Here is a 23,225-nt window from a genome sequence, read left to right as displayed (position 1 = left end):
TTGATTACTAACGAATATGAGTCAAGATTTGACCTGCTATTTGCTCCATAACTGCCTTCTTACCTAATGCAAAGAAAGCCTCATTATAATTTTGTGTGCTTGTCATACGATATATATTTCCCGATTTTGCAGCTTTGAGATTACGCCACACCTTACTTTGTTCTAATATGTTCTGGTCATTGTCCGACAACAATATGACATGATCTGGATCAAAAGTAGATAGTTCCTCTAGACTTGTTACTTTGCCTCCCCATGCGTCTGGTTCAGGGGTACCTGGTGTTTGTGGTAATCCTAAATCATTGAAGATTAGATCAGCAATCCCTGTACGAGAATAAATCCGAATTTCCTTCTGAGTCGCTTCGATTACTGCAAATGTCTCTTGTTTTGTGATACCTGCCACCTCTACATGTAATTGCTGCGCTCGCTGTTCATATTCCTTCAGCCACTCATCCATTTCTAGCTGTTTATCAAAGATTTGTGCTACAAACGCAAAACGTTCTCTAAAAGCATTAAAGCCATGGGGAACCAGCACTGTCGGAGCAATCTTGCTCAATTGATCATATATTTTCTCTTGGGTGGGCCCCGCCAATATGAGGTCAGGACTCGCAGCAATAATCGCTTCTAGGTTAACTTCGGTCTGAAACCAGCCAGCTGTGCTGACATTAGGCAGTTGCTTCTTAAGAATCGGGGTTATTTCCGAAGGATTACCCATATCTGTATTACCAGTAAGAATAGGTTTATAGCCAAGAATAAGCAGTTCTTCTGTAGATCCTGATATATCCGCAATTCTCAACGGGTTAACTGGTATTTCAACATCCCCCCTTGCATCGGTAACAATTCTCGTCCCTTTCGTATCCGTATTACTAGATTCAGCTGATGTGTTAGGTTCTAACGAAGGTTCTGCACTTTCCTTTTGAGTAACGTTACCAGAGCTCCCACATCCGAATAACATAGCTACCATGAAGACTACAATCCCAAACACAGAAATTCTTTTTACGTTATGCATTTATTTCCCCACTCCGCTCTATCATTGATAATTATTCTCAATATAACAAGATTGATCATACACACTACTCGTAGAATGAAGCTACCAGATGAAGGTATGAATAACGGTTTCGCGGATAAATAATTCATTAAAATTAATTTTTTCGACACTTTAACGTTTTTTCAATATTTCCGAAGGATTAATTCCATATTGCTTACGAAAGGCCTCGGCAAAATGGCTAAAGTTATTGTAGCCTACTATTATTGCAGTCTGACTGACGCTAAAGGTACCAGAATGAAGCATTTCCCATGCTTTTTCTAAGCGCTTATTCCGTAAATAAGCAAATACACTCGTACCGAACTCTTGTTTGAACCCTATTTTCAATTTGTATTCATTAATCCCTGCCAACCTAGACAATTCTACAAGTGACGGTGGAGTTGACATGCGAAGCAGGATGATATCCCTTGCCTTCCATACCTTCTCCACATCACGGCGAGATAACATTGAATTTTTTCTTGCATCAAGGTGAGACTGCTCGAATAGAAAAGCTCCCACATATGCGGCTATGAGTTCTAATGCCTTCCCCTCTACGTATAACTGCCTCATGGAGGAATGATATGGGCAGTCTCGTATTTGAGCCAATAATGTAACTGTTTCCAATAGAATAGGCATACGAAACATTCGAAATGATTGTGAACCTAACAATCCGCTTAAATTACAAGCTTGGGTAGCTCCTTTGCCCATCATCCATGAATCAAACAGTGTAACTGGTATACCGATCGATAGCAAACGAATAGGCTTAGTATTACGATAAAGAAATTCTGCATGAAAATTGTGCATTAACTGCAAAGAGCAACTATCAGGCATAAGCTCATGACTACCATTCTTCACTTGAACTGTCCCGCTTCCTTGCATACAAAAGCTTAGCTCAATCATGGACGCTTCAGATTGGATACGAACTAGACGATCATCCTTGAAACGGTATTCACTATCAACAACGACAATGCCAGAGGGTGTAATAATTCTATCGATATATCCATCACTATTAGATTGAGTAAACTTCATTCGCTCAGCATTGCTCAGTTCACATCTAGATGTAGACAACGCATCGAAGTATGCATTGTAAATTTGATGAATAGAAGTTTTCGTCATGAACCTATACCAAAAGCAGCTATGTTATACTTTGTATTTACACGTATCATAAAAAAAATCTCTCCTATTCTCGTTTTAAATGATAATAATAATCATTTTCATTATTATATTAGAGGTATTGAACAACTTGCAACTAAGAACTAGATTCTTTCTTTCTCCTTTATCATGTTGTCTCTTTATTGATTTTGTACATACTAAAAATTACAAAAAAAGATTGTGCCTCAACAAGAGACACAATCTTTTTTTGTTTATTTATAATCAAGGTCGCGTAACTGTAAGCATACCTTAGCTATCAATTCACAGTTCTCCCCCAAGTGACTCTCCTTAGAACCTACATCGTCAAGTTGGGGGGTGATTATCAGCAAAAGATAAATCGAGTTCCTATCGATCAATTAACAAATCCAACATATCCATCAATATGATTATCTTGCTCCAATGACAGTTTATCCTCTACAACCTCCACAAAAACACGATTGGGCAAACAAATAATGACCTGATTGGGCTTTGAGATAAACCCCATTTGCATTGAAATTTGTTTAGGACAATCTGAATATACCATTTGGATACCATGATCAAAAACCTTTAAAATGTTATGACCATACTCTGTTTTAATCTCAATTTCTTTTTGTAGATCTTGGCTTAAAGGAACCTTCTCGTATTCCTTTCCATCAACAGTAATGATGGCGCTTAGCGTGGTTGTTGAATCTAAACTGTTTTGCTCCCACTGCTGGTACGCCATCCATCCTCCTGCGATGAGCAAAATAACACCAATAACGATGATGTCACCAATCTTTAATTTATTCATTATAGTTTTCACTCTTTATCATTTACATAGCTCCGATATCTAAAATTCCCCATAATAGCTGAGTTTTAAAGTATAATAAAATTTAACATTAATTTAGATTTTATTATAGGCTCAATCTTGAAATCAAATTCCATCCATAGATATACTTCAATAAAAGGAAGATGATTTTAACAACAATCGCAAGAACGCTCTGGATCGCGGCTACCAGCCTCCAGGTCGTTGTCAAGTACTAATTTCTAAATAGAGCTTCATTATATTCTAGAAATCTTTTTATAAGGAGTTTATAGCATGTCAAATATCATTTTAATTGGACCGATTGGAACTGGAAAATCAACGCTTGCTGATATTATCTCTACGAAGCTTTCTTATCCAAGATGCTGTGTTGATGATGTGCGCTGGCATTATTATCAAAAGCTTGGTTATAGTAAAGAAAAGGAACAAGCACTTCGAGCAATTAGCTTTGAAGAGGTGTATAAATATTGGAAGCCTTTTGAAGCACAAACTATAATTCAAATTTTAAAAGACTATCAAAACCATGTCATAGACTTTGGTGGGGGCCATTCTGTGTATGAAGATGAACAATTATTTTCAGAAGTAGCCAACGCAATGTTACATGAAAACAACGTATTTCTCATCCTGCCTTCAGAAGATAAGGAGGAATCTTTACGTATACTAGATGAACGCGAAAAGATAGCTATTAATGCCCATTTCATTGAACACAAATCTAACTATGAGCTTGCTAAACATATTGTGTATACGAAGGGCAAAACACCACTAGAAACAGCAGAAGAGATTATTCAACTTATCAAATAAAGTGTAAAATCACATTTGCACTCATTTCCTCGGAAATAGTTTGTTGATCAAACTATTTCTGTCTCCTTTTGCATTATCTTGTCTCTCTGTGAATCGTATATTTTTTTAATCTAGGACTGTATTTTCTTAACTCTAAGCGTTCAGGGTGATTTCGCTTGTTTTTAGTTGTTGTATAATTCCGATCCCCACATTCTGTACATGCCAAAGTAACCACTACTCGCATATAAATTCCTCCTTGAATTTTGAATTTTAATAGTAATATTTACGATTAAAGAAATAATATACTTTCTTTTTTTTATTGTCAAGTATTCAAGGCTTGTGTGGTGAATACTTGACAACAAAAAAAAGATTGTGCCTCTTCAAGAGACACAATCTTTCCCTACTACAATCCACTGTCATATATTACGCTTAATTACGCGTAATTGTAATCCAACCCTCACTATCAATATGCAAGCTTGCTCCAAGCGCCTCCGCTAAAAATCTTAAAGGCACATAGGTTGAGCCATCCTTGTGTACAAACACGGGTGCTGCTAATTGTACAGTTTCTCCTCCAACTACAGCCTCTTTAGAGCCTACAGTCAATACAATTTCTTTTTGTGTAATATCATCAATGATCGTGATGACTTTAGAGCCTTTAGTCCATTTCACTTCTGCATCGAGTGGACTCGTAACCTGACGTAAAGGTATAAATGCAGAGCCTTGCTTTTTAATGACATTGTAATAATCACTTTCAGAATCAATCATAAAGCTTTGTTGCGTAATTTTAAGTTGATTTTTTAGTAAGCCATATACATCTGAGTTAGGCTCGAAGTTACGCAAGACGGTTCCTGGTGTCATATTATTTTCAGAATCGTAACCTAAATTTACGACACCACCAGAGATATCTACCTTATCCGCCTTCACATCAGCACCAATATTCCATACCTCAACATCACTACTTATTTTAAATGATTTCACTGGAATATCATCATATTTAGGAAGCATAACCTTTAATTCAACATGCTGTTTACGGATTTTTAAGCTGCTGTCAAAGTAAAGGTCTGTTTTTAAAACAGTCTCCTTACCCAAAACCGTTTTTAATTCTGGTTCTTGTTTATATGCTTCAGCTAAATACTCATCATATTTTCCAACAAATTCAGAGAGCGCAGGCTGAATCATACCATAAGCCATCGCAATCGCAGCATCTCTACTGCCTAAATCAGGCACATTTATACTTGGGTCAACGTCATTCATGCTAGAAGCGAAATCATAAATTACACCAATTAACTCCTTTAATCCCACTTCGTCTTTAACAAGACTTGTTACAAATGGTTTAACTAAGCTTACAATTTCTTCTCCGTTTAGTTCAACATGTAGCTGTGTTAAGTTAGTTGATTGTCCGTTGATATTTTCTTGAACAGACTTTACGGAAATATTTTTGGGATTAGGTAAATGCTTGAAAATTACTTCATATAATTTTGCTGTTAATGTATTAATCTGCTCTTCATACTTTTTAAAATCTATGTTTGTTGTGGTGCTATCTTGTAAGAACAAGTAAAATGGTTTCTTAGCACCCTCAAATTGTACTGCCATTCCTTTTTCATCCATAGATAATTGCAGTGGCAGCTTTTTGCCGGAATAACTAATATCACCTTTAATAGAAATTTCTTTTGAGCTTTGTACCTTTGCACTGTCAATATGAAGCTCGGTAGAATTAATAAGTGCAATCATATCTTTATCTTCTTTAGTAAGCTTATCTGATGCTGGCTCCAGTTCGAATTTGATACTTTGCTTAGATTCGCTGGATGTTGTTTTTAGGTTTGCTTGAATTGCTTTCTGAATATCTAATCCTCCCACGGCAGTACATCCAGAAATGATTAGTAAAGCAATTAAAGGAAGTGCCAACCATTTAGCTACAGATTTCATTCAAAACAAGTCTCCTCTCAATTAAAAATTTGAATTTTACATATTACGAGACTATTGTAGCTCATGCTTACACCTTATACATATATGTAAAACCCCTTCTTATTATTATCTGTTATTGGATAATCTTTGTAAATGCATATATTGGTATAATTCGCTTGAAACCTAGTTGAATCTACAATCCGATTGTGTGTTTATCCCTCTTTTTTGATAAAATAATAAGTGAATTAAATAACCTGTTCTATTTTAGTCATAGTTTGTAATTAGACAAAGGAGTTATGCCCCATGAAACCCTATGTAGTGATAACAAAAAAAATTCCTCAGCATGTAGAGACATTTATTGCCGACCATTGTCGTTATATAAAGTGGGAGGATCAAGGCACTATGCCAATGGATATGATACTTGAGCATTTACCTAAAGCAGATGGACTGCTAACTGCAAGTCATACCATTAACGAACAATTGCTTGCTCACGCCCCTCAACTAAAGGTGGTTAGCACCTTAAGCGTAGGTTATAACCATTTTGATATCGAAGCAATGAGAGCAAGAAAAGTGTTAGGAACCAATACCCCTGGCGTTCTAAACGAAACTGTAGCCGACTTAATTTTTTCTCTTATGCTAGCAACCGCCCGCCGTATACCTGAGATAGATCAATACATCAGACAAGGTAAATGGACAAGCAGCTTGCCAGAATCCATGTTTGGACTTGATGTCCATCATAAAACTTTAGGTATAATTGGAATGGGTGGCATTGGAGAAGCAGTAGCACATCGGGCAAAATGGGGATTTGATATGAATATTTTGTATCATAACCGAAGCCGTAAACCAGAACTTGAAGACAAACTAGATGCAAAATATTGTACATTAGAGAAGCTACTAGCTGAGGCAGATTTTATTGTAATAATGACACCTCTAACTAAACAGACTTATCATCTGATTGGCAAAAAACAATTTGCTTTAATGAAACCAACATCCATATTTATTAACGCTTCCCGTGGGGCGACGGTAGATGAAGACGCATTAGTGGAAGCGTTGCAAAACAAACAAATCTATGCAGCAGGACTTGATGTTTTCAAGCAAGAACCAATTGATCCGAATCATCCTTTGCTTACCCTACCTAATGTTGTCCTTTTACCCCATATCGGTTCGGCTACACAAGAAACTAGGGACGCTATGGCGCTACTAGCAGCACAAAACTTGGTTACTGCTTTACAAGGGGAATGTCCTCCTAATCTTGTAAAAGAGCTCTTTGATTTAATTGAACTTCAATAAGCTACTCTTACTTTACTTTATGTTTGATTACGATATTATTTAGGTAGAAATGGAAAGGATGGCGTAATAAATGGATTTTAAGTGGAACAAGTTAGAAAAGAAGATGTCTGAAATGGGGATACATACACTCCTCATAACTAATCCCAAGCATGTTTATTATTTAACTGGCTTTCTAAGCAACCCACATGAACGTTTTTTAGGTGTAATTCTTCAACCTGGCAATGATCCTTTTATGATGGTTCCAGCCCTAGACGAGACTGCAGCACGTGAGTCTTCTACCATTCGCGAGATTATTACACATCAAGATACAGATAACCCTTATCATTTACTCAAACAACGAATTAAAGGACCTTTAGGAACAATCGGACTGGAAAAGGAGCATATGACGTTAGCTGTATTTGAGCAACTTCAGTCTAGCCTTTCCTTCGCTAGATATCTTGACGTTGGTCCATGGCTGAGAGATTTACGTGTTCGTAAATGTGAAGATGAGGTTGCTAAAATTCGTTATGCGGTAGACTTGATTGAACAAGTGTTAGACAATGCAATCTCCCATATCGCTGAGGGTGTGACTGAAAATGAGCTAGTAGCCGAAGTAGAATACCAAATTCGTAAGCTTGGTGCGGATGGTCCCTCCTTTGACTCCATGGTCCTATCTGGTGAAAAAACAGCACTACCGCATGGTGTACCAGGAACTCGTAAGCTTCAGCAAGGCGATCTAGTCATGTTTGATATTGGTGTTTACGCTAATGGGTATGCTTCTGATATTACACGGACCTTTGCGTTAGGTGAGCCTTCAGCAGAATGCAAAAAAATTTATGACATTGTGTTAGCAGCTAATGAGGCTGCCATACAAGCCGTCAAGCCAGGCGTGACCTTTGCTTCGATTGATAAAGCAGCACGTGATGTTATTGAGCAAGCCGGTTATGGGCAATACTTTATTCACCGATTAGGGCATGGTTTAGGGATTGATGTACACGAATTCCCTTCTGTGCATGGTAATAATGAAGTTTTGCTAGCCGAAGGAAATGTTTTTACAATTGAGCCTGGCATCTACGTTCCAGGTGTAGGTGGCGTACGAATTGAAGATGATGTGCTTGTAACCAAAAATGGTGTAGAAGTATTAACTTCTTATCCAAAAGAGCTGATCCAATTGTAAACTTGAATTGAACAAAAAAAGAGAGTTATATCAGTTAAGCTGACTATAGCTCTCTTTTCCTATCATCTATTTTTCATTATTCTACTTTCCTTCTAATAACTTTTAATCCTTTGCTTGTACATCCTTATCATGAAAACCTCTTGCAATGTACAAGAAGGGTGTACCTACTGCGGTTAGCACAAATTTAATAATATAGGTTGTAAACAAAATTTCTAACCAAACTGAAAAGCTATACTCCCCAATAAATGCTATTGAACAAAATATTAATGTATCTACAAAAGCACTTAGCATCGAGCTACCATTATTTCTAATCCAGAGCTGGTGTGGCTTAGGATAAAATCGTCTGATCCACGAATACAATCTTACGTCTAAAAATTGACTAACAAAATACGCTGTTAAGCTACCTAATGCAAGCCTTGGCATTAATCCAAAAATCGACTTTAAAGAGGCTTGAGCTAAATCACCAGGCTGAGGCTGAAATACTAACACCATCTGCATTAACACCGTAGTCATAATTAACGTAAAAAAGCCAAACCATATTGCCTTCTTCGCTTCTTCACGACCATACTTTTCATTTAGTAAATCACTAGTTAAATATAAGCTAACGTAAAGCGTATTCCCTAGCGTCATAACAATACCAAACATATCTATCGTTTTAACCACTTGTATATTCGCAATGACTGTGGCAATACCAATCCACGCATATAATCCTTTTTTCCCAAACCACCAATAACACGCTAGAAAAAAGCAAAAATTAACGAATACAAATAAAATACCCCAACCAAAATTAAACAATTTTATGTCCTCCTAGTTTTGATTACGCGGGATGGTTACGAACCGCGGCTATCATAGCAAATCCTAGAATATCACACCATACGTCAGGAATCTACAGTTTATTTCATGAATCCTCACAAAAGTAATAGGCAAGATTGGTTTTTTCTTGTAAACTAGTGCTTATAAACCATTGGTAAAATAGAACAAGAGAGAAAAGAGAGAAATTTTTAGGGAGATTGGAGTGGATTTCATGTTCAAAATCAAGTCATTTAAGCCGTTTAAATTTTTAAAATTGAAGAGGCCTAGATTTAAACAGTCCATTAGTCACAAATTCATGACTACCTTCACCGTTGTTCTTGTATTATCTTCACTTTTATTTAGTATTAGCTTTTATTATGTTGCAATGGGGATTATTTCCGAAAATGTATTACCACAGTTTGATAATGTTCTCACAACTAGCTCCAAAGACATTTACAAAAATTTAGACACAACAGCCGCTCAGCAGCTTTCCAGTGGCAGTGAAAACTCTCGATTCAAAGTGGAATCCTATTTAACTAAAAGTGTTGAAAACTTTGGACTTGATACCGCTTATATAATTCAATATCAAGATGATATTGCCACCGTAATCGCAAAAGATGAAAAGTCTGCCATGAAGCCTGGGGACAAGCTCGAGATTCAAAATGCATTAAAAAGCTCACTCAAAGGCAAATTACAAATCAGTCCTTTATACAGGGATGATTTTGGCTCTCATAAAACATCATATACTGCAATTCCTGGCAGTTCTCTTATTTTAGCTGTAGGAATGGACGGTACCTTTATTGAAAAGAAACAGGATTTAATTTTTTCAATCTGCTTATGGATTACAATTTTAATTGTTGTCATTGGGATGGTTATTGCATATTTCAGCAGTAATCGAATTACAAAATCAATTAAAAAGCTAGTTACTGTAACGGAGCAAATGGCTACGGGGGATTTCAGCAATACAATCGAAGTCAAAGGAAAAGATGAAATCGCTCAGCTAGGCCAAAGCTTTATTGTCATGACGGAACAGCTTAAAAATATGATCGCACAAGTACGTAATACCTCTCATGCTGTAGCAGATGGCGCCCATGAATTAATTCAATCCACGAATACATTTACTACTACTTTAGAACACTCTAATGAATTAGCACAACGTGTCCAGCAAGGTAGTACTACGATTGCATCGGCTTCTGTGGACAACGCTAGGGCGATGGAGGAGATCTCTCAAGGTATTCAAAGCATCGCCGTGGCATGTACAGATGTTACTGAGCAAATCGCAATCGCTTCAAGCGAAGCAATAACAGGCAATGAATTATCCGCAACAGCCATTACACAAATGCAACATGTCAAGCAATCTGCGGATATCTCCCTAAACTTCATTTCTGTTTTAGGCGAGCGGGCAAATTCCATTGCTCAGGTTGTGTATAAGATCAGCGAAATTACAAAACAAATTAACATTTTAGCACTTAATGCGGCGATCGAAGCAGTGCGTGCCGGTGAGCATGGAAAAGGTTTTTCTGTTGTTGCAGAGGAAGTGCGAGTACTTGCAGCGCAATCTCGTCAAGCAACCAATGAAATTGGAGAATACCTCGCTAGCATTCAAGAGGAATCGTTACAAAGTGTTTCTGCGATGAAAAATGTAACCGAAGAGGTCGAAGAAGGTGCTCAGTTGGTTGAACAAGCAGGACATGCATTTGAAAAATTAGCCGGCCTGATTGAAAGCATAAATTCAGCTATACATGCTGTTTCGGCTTCCACGCAACAGGTCTCCGCAGGAAGTCAGGAGGTTACCGCTTCTGTAGAAGAATCTGCAACGATTACTTCACAATCCTTAGATGGGATGCAGGAAATTACTGAAAACTCTGATCGCCAATTGGCTGAAATGGAGCTACATGCAGAAACTGTAGTTATGCTGCAAAAACAAGCTGCTTCGTTAAATGAAGCAATTCTTAAATTTAAGGTTTAACTCTAGAAAAGGCTGAACTCAAAATTACTCAAGCACATGAGTCACGAATTTAATATATGTAGAACAAGAGGAGTCTACCCAGGCTCCTCTTACTTTTAATTTTCATGGTTTCCTATTTAACATAATCTGTGGTAATTGATATTTAGGATGAGTAGCAACAAGTGATGAGACATCAAAAATAGATTGAACAACTTCCGGCGAAAGGACTTCAGCTGGTGTGCCTTGCGCATAGATTTCACCTTGAGACAACAAGAGTAATTGTTCACAAAATAATGATGCCAAATTCAAATCATGCATGACAGCAATTACAGTCAATCCTTGCTCTTGCTGCCACTTAGCAACTAATTCCATAAACTGCATCTGGTAACGAAGATCCAAAAATGTAGTGGGTTCATCTAGGAGTACTAGCTTCGGCTCTTGTGCCATGACCTTTCCAAGTGCAACCCGCTGTCGCTGCCCTCCACTTAATTGGTGTAAGGGGACTGAAGCAAGCTCTTTCAAATCAAGCAAATGCAAAATTTCCTCAACGACGTCATTTTTTTGCTGTTGTTGCTCTTTTCCAAGCCAGCTTTGGAACGGAAACCTTCCCATTTCTATTACTTCTCTAACTGTATAGGACATAGGAGGAATCCCATCCTGCTTTAGCACTGCCAGTTTTTGCGCTAAGCTTTTCCTGCTATATTTATGAACCGATTGTCCTTCAAGCAAAATTTGACCCTCATCCAACTTTTCCACACCTGAAATTAGATGTAGCAATGTAGTTTTACCGCAGCCATTTGGCCCAATAATACCCCAAAACTGTCCACGCTCAACAGTCCAATTCAAATTACAAAATATTTTGTTTTGTGCATATGATTTACTTATGTGCTGAACATCAAGGATAGGCTTATCTTTATATTTAACTGTAGCTTTGTTACCTTTATCAGTCATGGCTAAGTCAACCTTTGTTGTTTTTTGTTAATGTATAATAAATAAGCAAAAAATGGCGCACCAAAAAAGGCAGTAACTACCCCTAAAGGAATTTCAGTTGGGGCCAGTAATGCGCGAGCAGCAAGGTCACTCCACATCATAAAGACTCCACCTCCTATTGCAGATAAAGGAATAATGAGCCTATAGTCTGGTCCAATCAGCAATCTTAGCATGTGTGGCACAACAAGGCCAACAAAACCGATAATACCAGATACAGAAACAGCCGCCGCTGTCAAAAGTGTTGCCGCAAATAAAATTTGCCATTTTGTTCGCTCCACATCCACACCTGTAAATGCAGCTTGTTGTTCCCCTAATGACAATACATTCATCGTACGTGCCTTACTCCATAAAAACAATCCACACACAATCAGATAGGGTAGCAAAATATAGACGTAAGACCAACCACGCAAACTTAAGCTTCCCATAGTCCAATATAATATTTCATTTACAGTTTTTTTGGACATGACCGTAAGGAAGGATACGATGGCTCCTAAAAAAGCCTGCATAACTACCCCTGCTAAAATTAAACTATGAATCGGTATTTTTCCGTTGTCTTTTGCTAACCACATAACGACCCACAAGGTGCCTGCTCCCATAACAAAAGCGACTAATGGCAATGAAAATATACCTGCAACAGAAAATTGCCAGCCAAAAAATATTAAGATAGCAGCACCCGCAGCTGAACCTGAGGATACCCCGAGTGTAAATGGATCAGCTAGTGGGTTTTGTAACACACCTTGAAAAGAGGCTCCCGCGATAGCAAGTGAAGCTCCTACAATTAATCCCAATATTACGCGGGGTAATCGTACTTGAAGCACAATTTGTTCTGATGCAATGTCCCAGTTAGGTGTGATATAAGATCCTAACCAAGCAATGCGATGCAGTAAAATAGAAATAATTTCACTTGCAGGCACATGTATTGTACCAAAAGCAACACATAGGGTAAAAGAAAAAAGGAGTATAACTACTCCAATTGTTCCGTAACCCGCAAATTTGTTTCTCATGTTCCTCATTTGTCTGTGACTCTTGTTCCCCATTAGCTTGTCACTCATGGCTGTAACAGTTGTGGATAAATGGCTTTTGTCATCTCAATTAAGCCTTGCGTAACACGTGGGCCTGGGCGACTAAGTAAATTATCATCTAAACCAACAATGCGATTTTCCTTGATAGCAGTAATAGCATTCCAGCCGCTACGGGCTTTAATAATATCAGCTAATGATTTGTTATTTTCATCCACTGAATTTTTAGCATATAAAATAACATCAGGATTCGCTTTAATAATACTTTCCTCATTAATCTCGGCCCAACCTTCAATATCCGACGCCACATTTTCACCGCCAGCTAGTGATAAAATTTCACTCATAAAGACACCTTTACCCACTGTCCAGCCTTTTGAAAATTCAATATACACCTTTTTGACTTCTTCTGGCTTGAGCGTTTTCACCGCAGCAACAACCTCATCACGTTCTTTTTCCATTTGCTTTACCACTTCGTTTGCCTGCTGCTGACGATCTGTAATTTCACCAACCGTCTTAATATTAGCCAACACCTCTGCTAATGAATTTGTACTGGATTGATATACTTTAATATTTAAATCAGTTAAGCTTTTTACCGTTGCTGGGTCAACCAAATCTCCTGCTAATACCAGGTCAGGTTGTGCAGCAACTACAGCCTCAACATTGACAGGAAAGCCTCCCATTTTAGGCTTGCTTTTCACAGCCTCTGGATAGTCATCGTTATCCGATACGCCCACAATTTTCTCATCTAATCCTAAAGCAAACAAGCCTTCCGTTTCCGAAGGAGCTAAAGAAACAATTTTTTGTGGTGCAGCATCAAAAGTAAAACTCGTGCCTTTTGCATCCTTGACGGTTAGTGGATACGTCGTTTTTATTTGATCGCCTTGGTTTGCTTCTTTATTTTGAGTCGCTTTATTTGAATTTTGTTGTTGCTCCTCAGCAGTTTTATTTTGGTTGTCTGGTTTGACCTCAGGCTTACTTGTCCCACAGCCTGCTATCACTGTAAGCACCATGATTACGAGCCAAATTCCCCATTTTTGTTTAAAACCTTTCATGATTCCTCTCCCTTTCTATTCCTCACTTATCCTACCGAAATTATAGGTCAAAAGCGACTGACTTACAACCTAGTCAAAGACTTACAACCTAGCCATAGCGTCACAACACAACCATACGGATCGAACAAACGACCCTTTTCTCACTGTACATTTTTTTTGAATATATCCTCCTGCTTCAACAATATCTTGCTCTAGCTGCTCAGAAGAAACAATCACAATACGATCACTAAAGCGAAACACCGCCTTTAGCATTTCCTGACGCGTTTCTAAGGACATGACAGAACATAGATTATAAGGCATATCTACAATCGCCGCATCATATTTCGCAGTAATATCACGCAAATCCCCAAGCTCGACTAATAATGAATCTCCATAACCAAAATGGTGCAAATTTGTTCTTGCTCCACGAATCGCAAGAGGGTTAATGTCCCTCCCCACAATATTTACGCCCATGGATAAACCTTCAATAACTACATTGCCCATACCACAACATGGATCAATCACTCTAGTCCCCTCAATCTGAGGTGCAACGATATTCACTAACGCTCTAGCTACTACTGTACTTAACCCTGTAGAATAATTTTGGGGCTTGTGCTTATGAGCAAGCCAAGGGGAAGTGGCTTCCACACATTTTCCAAAATACCAGCGTTCAGGCTGTGACGTAGAGAGTACTCCAAACAGGATATCCGGGGACTTCATGCTTGCTTTACCTTGAATAACAGCTCCAAGTCTGCGCTCTATATTACGCTTTTGCTCATAATCCTTGATTTCACCTTGCTTCAAATAATGAACCTTAAAGGTCTCATGCTTCGCAAACTCCAACGTCTGGATCACATTCAACAGTTCCTCTAATGAAGAGGTTTCATACAAGATTTCCATTTTTGCCGTAATAAAAGGACTACGGTTATCCTCAAGGTTGATATCAGACAAAATATAGGAACGATTTCCACTAGAATCCTTATTCATACCTAACTCAATTCCTAGCAAGCTTTCTAATTCCATACTACATAATTCCTGCTCCGTTTCATGACAAGCATACATATAAATAAATTTAGGTGCTATACTCCTTGACTTGATTGTTTTCATTGCTATGCTCCCTCTGTAGATGGTGAGGCCAAATCATTGTATTGAATACGACACCTAGCAGTCCAATACATAAAATAAGTAATCCTAACGCCACAAATATGTCTTGTGCTCCTTTAAGCTGAACTAAAACCCCACCTAATAAAGGTGCTAATAACATAACCATACTTAGTAAAGTACTTTGAATCCCAAATACACGACCAATCATCTTGGAATGGGTTTCCTTCTGTAGGCAATAGCTAAATGTAATAAAAAATATCCCATTTCCTATTCCCAACACTAGACCTAATAACAAAATAAATAATAAAGATTGTCCTACATTCAGCATACCTAAACCTACTATTGAAATGCCAATTAAAATATATCCCGTTCCTAATCGCCAGCCATAATTTAGCGCCGTATTCATCTTATTCATTTTATTCATCATCAAGATACTACCTATAGCACCTAGTCCTGAAGCAGCTATCATCCAGCCTAAAAATGACTCTTGTGATGGTGCAATTGTACGAAATAAGCTTGTAAACTGGTAATCAATCATCTGGATCGTAATTGTGCCTATGAACCCAAATAAAAGTGTATTTCTTAATAATTTATTGCCAAATATGAATGTCCAACCTTCCCGCCACATTAACCGAAAAGAGCTTTTTGGTTCAACCAAGGCATCACTATGATCACTTAGTTGTACCTCTGGATATGCTTGAGGGTTTACTTGTGGATCTAATTGTGAATATACTTCTTGCTCTGCTTCAGCTCTTGTTCTAGTTTCTATATGTGCGTTTGTTTCATTAACCTGCTTGTCTTTTACTAAAAATAACATCAAAAAGCAAACAAATCTTACACAGGCATTAAACAAAATACACCACTCTGGACTAAATAAAAGTAGGGCAAACCCACCAAGCAAGGGCCCTGCAATCTTTGAACCTTGATTGACTAGACCATTAAAGGAGGTAGCCTTTAATATTTGATTCTCTCTTACAATTACTCTCGTAAGTGCTTGTTGTGCAGGAACGTAAATCGTTGAGACAGCGGCACGAACAGCTATGAAGCAAAGCAGCCAAATCATATTAGGTGCTAAAAATATGGTTAAGGATAATACCGCAGTTAGCAGATTACAAACCCGCATTATTTTCACTTGAGAAAGTCGATCAGCAACAACACCAGCTACAGAACTAAGCAAAACTCCAGGCAGTGCTATTGCAATTGGAATCAACGCTAGCATTAAGGGGCTTACTCCCCAGCGATAACCTACAACAACCTGAATCGCTAAAGCATCAAACCAATCCCCAAAGGTAGTAAGCATGTACACAATAAAAACTTTTCTAAAGGTTTGATTGTTTAATAAACCTCTATTTTTGTATCCTCTCTTTTCATCCATTTCTTCTCCTCCATTACGACACTAAAATTTCTATCGTATGAAGTGTACTTATGGATTGTCAGAGTAATATCAGAGGGTTACCAGCATCTTGTGTATTTTATGTTCAAGTTGGGGTAAGAGCGCAGTGTAGTCCCTCTTATGCTTTGCGGCTTCATATAGTCCAATATACTTCTTTTGTAGGTTGCCTTTCACTGAAAATCTCATTGTGTAGTGATATACACGATATAATGCAAAGTAATATAAAGGAACAAAACCTGAAAGCTCCATAATCTGTAACCCTTTATCAACCAATAACTCTCCTGTTTCCCATTGCTTTTGCTTGAATAAGCTCAACCCTTTAATCACCTGAAAACTGCCTGTTTCTCGTAAGTATGGTTTTTCTAATAAAAGGTGCTCAATCTCTTCTGCTAGTTGGCTCAATCTTAGCTCATTTGGATGTTCAAATAATAAATGTACATACATTTCAGTAATTGCAGTCGATAAATAAAAGTTGCTCATCTCAGGTTGCTCACAATAGCTGTATGTAAGTTCAAGTCGTTTTAACGCTTGATCTTTCTTCCCTGTTAGTGCATACAAATCAATAATGTTTAAGATCTCCAGCTCCAAATGTTGGGAAGGCAATAATACATTCTTTTTCAAGGCAAGCTCACAATAATAAAGTGCTTTCTCGGGTTCACTTAGGTACATATAATTTAACAATAACCAATACAATCGCTCTTCAGTTGCGACATCCTTAGAATACAATAACCACTGCAAATCACCCTGTACAAAGTGAATATATACAGCATAAAATTTATCAACCTCATATCCTAATAAGTCCTGTTGATCCGCGAGCGCTAACATCGATTTTCCTTGACCATACTGATGATATTTCACAAAAACATCCCGCATCGCTGCATTTAACTCAGAATCTTGCAAAGTAGGCTTGAAATTTTGTTCGTTATGTAATCTATGAACACGTAAGGAATAGCCAAAGCTACGAATCGTTACAATTTCTACTCCAGACAAAGGATTCAATTTTTTCCGCAATCGATAAATATGATCATCCACTGTTCGATCTGTCGGATGTTCTCCTTGCCATACTTTATCTAACAATTGCTCCCGGCTAAAAGCCTGTCCTTGATTAAGGAAAAGAAATTGTAACAGTGCAAACTCTTTAGCAAACAACTGAATCGTCGTTCCCTCAGCAGTCAATGAAAATTCACTTTCGTTGAGCTTTAGATACATTATGGTGATTCCTTTCCTTAAATAAATCCTGAACAAAATACATGTTATTTTTATATTATCACAAATGTGGACGAGTTTATTTTAAAGAATAGATGAAAAAGTAACCCTTAACGATCAACTAATCTAATGAAATAGACGGTTTGAGTCGCTAAGGGTTATTTTAATGTGCTATTTATATGTGATTTACTGAGATTTTTAAATGATGTGAAGTCGATTCTTTTTGCAATATTATTGAACTAAATCAATGGGTGATATACGAACCAAAATCATCCCGACTTGATTTATTACCATGATAGAAAACAGTATCGCCCTCAATTAAGTTGAAATGGTTTCCATATGCATCTACAATTTTATTTTGGAAGCCTTCCATTAACCATTGATTTAGATATTTCTCTTTGTTTGCCCCTTCTCCCACTGTCTGATTCATCATCGGTGCATGAATATATTGCAAATGTGGTTCCTTTAGATTGCCGTCACGAATGGATTCAATATTAAAGTTAACGATAATAAAACCATCTGGCTCACTGTTTTGCAAAAAAACCGTTGATTTATCATCTAAAGTCCCGTAACGTCCAAGATTAGTTCCCTTTGTTACAATATACGGAGCAGTAGGTAAGCTATATTCCCCATACCATCGCTGCACAGCAACATTGGCTCTCATCTGATTAACAGAGGCAGGCATCGGTAAATTCAAATACCAATCTTTAGGACCCATCATCGTTCCAAGCTGTCTTGGTAATAACAACAAGCTATAGCTTCCAATTGGTGTTTTTTGTTTGCTTTGTTTATTAATAAAATTTTCAATATAGGCTTCTTGTGTTAACCCTGTTGCTTTACCTCCCTGCTTAATTTCAGTTTCATATTGATATTCATATCTAGCACTATCTATTAATTCTTGCACAGGAACATTTCTAAGTCGTTCATTTAAAATCGTATATCTTTGCACAACATCTTGCTTGGAGCCTATTTTTACAAAAGGATTGTCATCCGTTCTATAATATAAATCTACCTCACCATAGTCCTTCCCTGTTTTGCTCACATAGCGAAATTGTGGTGTGATCCGAATTCCATCCTGTTGTCCAAACATATTTCCTTTTGTTTTCAGATCAAATTTAAAGTGATACCCCGTTTTAATGACTGCATTTTTATACCCTTGTAATGGGTGACTACCAGGATAAATGGACAACATGTAAGGGCTACTATTTCCTCTAGGTGCACCGTCTATATTTTTATCACCAATCCAATAGGATACCCCTGTGGGTTGATTACTTCCTTCTGCGACTCGGAATACACGCTCCCAATTATAATCAGCAACATCTGTAATGTGAAAATCATATAGTCGCCCAATGACCTCAACCGCCACCTCATCTGCCGCAACATGGTTGTATAAATCAAGGTTAGCATCATATTGATAAGGTAAATCATCCGGTGCATTTTCTGCAATATTTCGGAAGTAAACCTGATAATCTCCTTCATCTACCCATACAGGTAAGAAAAAGGTGGTTTCAAGCTGCTCGACTGGAATATCAATCCATGTATTTTTAGGATAAAAGTTAGTTTGGGTTGCATCATACACATCAAAGGGAAATTTAACCTGCTTTGTTCTGAAATATTTTTCGTAATCACGATTCCCATAACCAGGATAACTACTTTCGGGTAGATGTTGCCCTGAGGTTGGGATTCTTACCACAAACGGTCGTTCTAAAATTAAAGCTGAGCGCTTTAAATTTGGACTACTTTTCTGATTATGACGTTGATCATCAGAAACCGCTGAATAATTGACAACTGGCGTATGCACTGTCACTGGATTTACATTTGGAATTGGAAAAGTTTTATCTTCCCCTCCCCCTACATTATCTGGTAACAACTCGTAATTAATTTCGCCTGTTGTCGGTTGATTTGCTTTATTAGTCAGCGTGTAACTAATAGTAAGTTGATCTTCATAAAGCACATCTTGATCTATGACAGACGGTCTTGGGATTGAACTTGGTGTAGGTCCTGTAGTTTCAGTTTCCTCATCATCCATAAGTAAATCACCATTAAAATTAACGTAATCATTTTTGACTGTATTTTCTTTAATCGACGCTTCGGCTTCTGCTTTAAATTCTGACATATAGTCGGGTAAGGAAGGTTCTGAAGTTTCTCCTTCTCCGCCTATGTCCTCTTCTCCTAAGTCGATTTCATCACAGGCTGACGGAATGACATGGTCTTCTACATCGTCACTATGCATTGAAGCTAATCTTGGTGGGTAATACCCATAAGGATTTAGTGTTACACTTCCACCCATCCCACCTAAAGCATAATTTGATAGAAACGCATTATTTATCCCGTATACTTCTAGATTATCAATTTGCCAATAAGCATAATCCCTTGTTACTGTAATCGTTTCTTTTACAGGTTCAGGGACTCTCATAGGTATATCTGGTGTTCCAGGGTCTGTGTCAGTAGCTTCTTCTCCTTCTATCGTCCACACTTTATTAAATGTTTTTATAACATCCACATCATACGTGACATTCCCTCTCATGTTTGCCCACTGTTGTTTAAACAAATATTCATTAGCAAGCACATTTGCATACAAATCCTCAGACGTGGGAATTCCCATAAGAACATTAAATCGTTCATTCCCTCGCATATCCGCTCTAAGCTTCCCACTAACAGAAGGGTCCATGACCTGGTCAGTCATGGTTTGTCCTTTGGAAGGGGAATGAATTTGGATTTGACACTTGCCTTCCGGTGGTAATGAGGAGCCTTCTAATAAATAGGTGATAACTAAATCAGCTCCACCTGGGGGAATCGTAAATTTCCAATTTCTATCGTCGTCTTTTTTAACTATAATTTTATCTTTTCCAAGTTTTGACTTAGGAATAAATGAAGATTGAAGTAATTTTGCCACTTGCCCCTTATAGTCTTTAGTTGCATCCACAGTATAATTAATTTCAACAAATAATTTATGCTTCTCTTCTTTCACAATGTCTTTTTTTATTATTTTTCCACTTCCATCTAAAACCTGAGTAATAATGGTCAGTGGGTGTGGAGAATCTGGAACCTTTATATCAAAATAATTTCTGAAATCACCCTTATGTTGCCATCCTTCAGATTCTCGAATTCCTTCTAATGTTTTAAAAGGTCCTTTTCTTGTTTTCCCTGTTTTAGCATCATAGGATTCAAGATAGCCATTAAAATAAAAATAGCCGCTGGTTCGATCTTCATTTTTAAAATCTTTAAATACATCATAAACATCTTTAGCTTCAAGTCTGAATACTGTTTTAAATGTGCTACCTGGGTCAGGATTTTTTGGGATCGTACTTAAAGTTCCCTTCGATTGATAACCAATCATTTTATAGTTTTTAGGAACACAATTATTCCCCTTACAAGATGATGTAGTAGTAACCATCCAATCTACTGTACGAAATCTAATTCCAGTTGATGCCTTATGTGAATCAACCTTGATAATTAAATCTCCTGTTCCACTTTCAAAATCAATTTCTGCCTTTGCTGCCTTCACTTCCACACTAAAAAGTTGACTAGCTAGTAGCACTATAATAAATACTATTAATATATAAAATGAATACCTTTTTATTTTCATAAGCTTCTCCTTAAAAGATAAGCCTTTAACTTTTTTTATCTAGGTCGATATGTTGCTTCTTCGAACAAAGATGCAAAAAGCGATACAACAGTATAAGAATAATCGCCTTCGGCAACACCAAAAGCAGGTGTGGAGAGTGCAATGTTAGAGTATCCAACATACTCTATATTTTTTTTGATATTAATCTTGGTTGAATCATAAAAAATTGCTTTGTTTGTATTCTTGAAATCAGTAACTTTAAAAGTAAAATATATCCGCATATAAGTAGATCCATCTATAAAAATAATCGAAGGCTCAGCTTTTACAGTTCCCTGTATTTTTACCTTATTCGCTTTGGCATTCTTAATATATTCGGCAACCTCTTCTTTTACAGCTCTTGCATTATTTGTGGTATTCATGACAGCAATTAACTTATCAGCCCAAGCCTGATTCAATGTTGTATAGTCTACATTTACAATTTGATTTACATATTGTTCTACATACTCTACAAGTCCATCAATACCAGCTTTATTGAAGCCATCTGATTCAAAAAATTGAACTGGAGTTTTAAATTTCTCAGGAAAGGCAGACTCATGCTTTAAGTCATACAACTCATTAGGTGCATCGGCTAATATATACGGGAAATCCTTATAGTTTTTAGGCAAATTAGTTGTTCTGATCGCCCTACCCCATGGGTCTTTTGGTGCATTTTTATGTTGCTCTGCTGCTGATAAGGCTTTATCATCAACAGGGAGTTTTTCTCCTTCATTAATCTTCAACACCCGCTCTATAATTGTAATCGCTTGGGCACGGGTTGTTTTTCCTTCTGGACTTAGCTTACCATCACCAGTTCCACTAATTAGCCCTTTTTGGACTGCAACATACATCTCATCGTTATCTTTGTCCTCAGCGCCAATTGCTCTAACCGCCATTCTAGCCATTTCTTGACGAGTAATCGGGCTTGTCCATTGCTCAGCCTTATATTCTCCTGATTTATAAATCCCTTTATTTTCACCTGCCGTAATATAAGGCTTATACCACGCTTCGCCTTGATTAAGGGACTCCACCGTTATGTTCTGCGCTACAATCAACATTTTCAAAAATTCAGCGCGTGTCACAAACTGATTGGGATTGAATTTCCCATTTGCTGAAGCACTTATGTATCCTTGTGTAAAAGCCTGTTTAATATTTACTTCTGCCCAGTGGCCTTGAATATCTGTAAAGGGAGACTCTAGCGTTTTAGATTCTTGCGTTTTAACACTCTCACTTGCTTCAGTGGTCTCTTGTTGATCTGTAACTGATTCAGCCAATGCGATAGGTATAGCTGTACTACTTAAGAGTAAAGAAGCTACGATAATAGCTGACAAACTACGTTTTTTCATTTTATTCTCTCCTATTCTCTGTATCATACTTTTGAACCATATATAGGAAAATATTATCATATTTAAAGTGTTAACTTTGTCGAAATTTGTAAGTCTTTATTAATTTCATAAAATTGTTCTAACTTTGCACAAAAAAAGATCGATTGCTAGTACTTTGTACTCTGCGTTCGACCTTTTAAAATTTTAAATAAGGAGCTTCTAAATTAGATGGTCTACTAGGACACAATTCTAATTCGTTAAGGGATAATTAGGAGTGATAACGATTTAAAAAGTTACTTATAAGTTAAGTTTCAGTTGAAATTAGTTAGTTATCGTATAATATTAAATTAGTGAGTAATATACGAACCAAAATCATCCCGACTTGATTTATTGCCATGATAGAAAACAGTATCGCCATCAATTAAGTTAAAATGGTTCCCATATGCATCTACTATTTTATTTTGGAAGCCTTCCATTAACCATTGATTTAGATATTTCTCCTTGTTTGCCCCTTCTCCCACTGTCTGATTCATCATCGGTGCATGAATATATTGCAAATGTGGTTCCTTTAGATTGCCATCTCGTATCGATTCAATATTAAAGTTAACGATAATAAAACCATCTGGATCACTGGGGACTGACCCCTTTATGTGAGACAGGGATCAAAACACCTTACAAGTTTAAGCAGCCAGACGCCGGTAATTCACTGGCGACTGGTTATTTAGTTT

General features: G+C 37.4%; 19 protein-coding genes. 4 read left to right on the top strand and 15 right to left on the bottom strand.

Annotated features, from left to right (window positions below):
* Positions 1–7 precede the first annotated feature (7 nt).
* The 3 genes from J2Z32_RS08675 to J2Z32_RS08665 all read right to left on the bottom strand — a co-directional run bounded on the left by J2Z32_RS08675 (position 8) and on the right by J2Z32_RS08665 (position 2,942).
* Entirely contained in the window at positions 8–1,006 is a 999-nt protein-coding gene (locus J2Z32_RS08675) for an ABC transporter substrate-binding protein (RefSeq protein WP_210088770.1), read from the bottom strand.
* 150 nt (positions 1,007–1,156) lie between these two features.
* Positions 1,157–2,137, bottom strand: a complete 981-nt coding sequence (locus tag J2Z32_RS08670; protein WP_210088769.1) for a helix-turn-helix domain-containing protein — start codon at positions 2,135–2,137, stop codon at positions 1,157–1,159.
* Between the two features lie 388 nt (positions 2,138–2,525).
* The gene (locus J2Z32_RS08665; RefSeq protein ID WP_210088768.1) at positions 2,526–2,942 is read right to left on the bottom strand and encodes a NusG domain II-containing protein; all 417 of its coding nucleotides are present in this window, start codon (positions 2,940–2,942) and stop codon (positions 2,526–2,528) included.
* A gap of 288 nt (positions 2,943–3,230) precedes the next feature.
* Between J2Z32_RS08665 and J2Z32_RS08660 the strand changes: the two genes are divergently transcribed.
* Positions 3,231–3,755 (top strand): shikimate kinase, encoded by a 525-nt coding sequence (locus tag J2Z32_RS08660; protein WP_210088767.1) that lies wholly within the window; start codon positions 3,231–3,233, stop codon positions 3,753–3,755.
* A 73-nt stretch (positions 3,756–3,828) separates the two neighbouring features.
* Here J2Z32_RS08660 and rpmG read toward each other — a convergent pair whose 3' ends face one another.
* Both rpmG and J2Z32_RS08650 read right to left on the bottom strand, forming a co-directional pair.
* A complete protein-coding gene (gene rpmG, locus J2Z32_RS08655) occupies positions 3,829–3,978 on the bottom strand; it encodes a 50S ribosomal protein L33 (protein WP_210088766.1) in 150 nt (49 codons plus the stop codon).
* Between the two features lie 185 nt (positions 3,979–4,163).
* A complete protein-coding gene (locus tag J2Z32_RS08650) occupies positions 4,164–5,660 on the bottom strand; it encodes a copper amine oxidase N-terminal domain-containing protein (RefSeq protein ID WP_210088765.1) in 1,497 nt (498 codons plus the stop codon).
* Between the two features lie 282 nt (positions 5,661–5,942).
* Here J2Z32_RS08650 and J2Z32_RS08645 point away from each other — a divergent pair, with 282 nt between their 5' ends.
* Both J2Z32_RS08645 and J2Z32_RS08640 read left to right on the top strand, forming a co-directional pair.
* Positions 5,943–6,929: a 2-hydroxyacid dehydrogenase gene (locus tag J2Z32_RS08645; RefSeq protein ID WP_210088764.1), complete on the top strand. Its 987-nt coding sequence runs from the start codon at positions 5,943–5,945 to the stop codon at positions 6,927–6,929.
* A 70-nt stretch (positions 6,930–6,999) separates the two neighbouring features.
* Complete coding sequence (locus J2Z32_RS08640) at positions 7,000–8,085, top strand: M24 family metallopeptidase (RefSeq protein ID WP_210088763.1); 1,086 nt, start codon at positions 7,000–7,002, stop codon at positions 8,083–8,085.
* Positions 8,086–8,187: 102 nt separating this feature from the next.
* Here J2Z32_RS08640 and J2Z32_RS08635 read toward each other — a convergent pair whose 3' ends face one another.
* A complete protein-coding gene (locus tag J2Z32_RS08635) occupies positions 8,188–8,880 on the bottom strand; it encodes a queuosine precursor transporter (protein ID WP_210088762.1) in 693 nt (230 codons plus the stop codon).
* 229 nt (positions 8,881–9,109) lie between these two features.
* Between J2Z32_RS08635 and J2Z32_RS08630 the strand changes: the two genes are divergently transcribed.
* A complete protein-coding gene (locus J2Z32_RS08630) occupies positions 9,110–10,846 on the top strand; it encodes a methyl-accepting chemotaxis protein (RefSeq protein WP_210088761.1) in 1,737 nt (578 codons plus the stop codon).
* Between the two features lie 102 nt (positions 10,847–10,948).
* On the opposite strand, the gene J2Z32_RS08625 is transcribed toward J2Z32_RS08630, so the two are convergent.
* The 9 genes from J2Z32_RS08625 to J2Z32_RS08585 form a co-directional block, all read right to left on the bottom strand.
* A complete protein-coding gene (locus J2Z32_RS08625) occupies positions 10,949–11,776 on the bottom strand; it encodes an ABC transporter ATP-binding protein (protein ID WP_210088760.1) in 828 nt (275 codons plus the stop codon).
* A gap of 2 nt (positions 11,777–11,778) precedes the next feature.
* Positions 11,779–12,819: a FecCD family ABC transporter permease gene (locus tag J2Z32_RS08620; protein ID WP_210088936.1), complete on the bottom strand. Its 1,041-nt coding sequence runs from the start codon at positions 12,817–12,819 to the stop codon at positions 11,779–11,781.
* A 44-nt stretch (positions 12,820–12,863) separates the two neighbouring features.
* Positions 12,864–13,886, bottom strand: coding sequence for an ABC transporter substrate-binding protein (locus J2Z32_RS08615; protein ID WP_210088759.1), 1,023 nt, complete (start codon positions 13,884–13,886; stop codon positions 12,864–12,866).
* Between the two features lie 81 nt (positions 13,887–13,967).
* On the bottom strand, positions 13,968–14,972 hold the full coding sequence (locus tag J2Z32_RS08610) for a TRM11 family SAM-dependent methyltransferase (protein ID WP_210088758.1): 1,005 nt from the start codon (positions 14,970–14,972) through the stop codon (positions 13,968–13,970).
* The gene (locus tag J2Z32_RS08605; protein ID WP_210088757.1) at positions 14,938–16,344 is read right to left on the bottom strand and encodes an MFS transporter; all 1,407 of its coding nucleotides are present in this window, start codon (positions 16,342–16,344) and stop codon (positions 14,938–14,940) included. Before J2Z32_RS08605 ends, J2Z32_RS08610 begins: the two co-directional genes overlap by 35 nt.
* A 69-nt stretch (positions 16,345–16,413) precedes the next feature.
* Positions 16,414–17,571 (bottom strand): winged helix-turn-helix domain-containing protein, encoded by a 1,158-nt coding sequence (locus J2Z32_RS08600; RefSeq protein ID WP_210088756.1) that lies wholly within the window; start codon positions 17,569–17,571, stop codon positions 16,414–16,416.
* A 241-nt stretch (positions 17,572–17,812) separates the two neighbouring features.
* A complete protein-coding gene (locus J2Z32_RS08595; RefSeq protein WP_210088755.1) occupies positions 17,813–21,157 on the bottom strand; it encodes a DUF5704 domain-containing protein in 3,345 nt (1,114 codons plus the stop codon).
* 35 nt (positions 21,158–21,192) lie between these two features.
* Positions 21,193–22,518: an S-layer homology domain-containing protein gene (locus J2Z32_RS08590; RefSeq protein WP_210088754.1), complete on the bottom strand. Its 1,326-nt coding sequence runs from the start codon at positions 22,516–22,518 to the stop codon at positions 21,193–21,195.
* Positions 22,519–22,844: 326 nt separating this feature from the next.
* A complete protein-coding gene (locus J2Z32_RS08585; protein ID WP_210088753.1) occupies positions 22,845–23,054 on the bottom strand; it encodes a hypothetical protein in 210 nt (69 codons plus the stop codon).
* Between the last annotated feature and the right edge of the window lie 171 nt (positions 23,055–23,225).

This window comes from Paenibacillus turicensis, from assembly GCF_017873435.1.
GTDB lineage: Bacteria > Bacillota > Bacilli > Paenibacillales > Paenibacillaceae > Fontibacillus > Fontibacillus turicensis.
The sequence above is the reverse complement of the archived record's forward strand: the minus strand, read 5'-3'. Positions and strand labels throughout refer to the sequence as shown.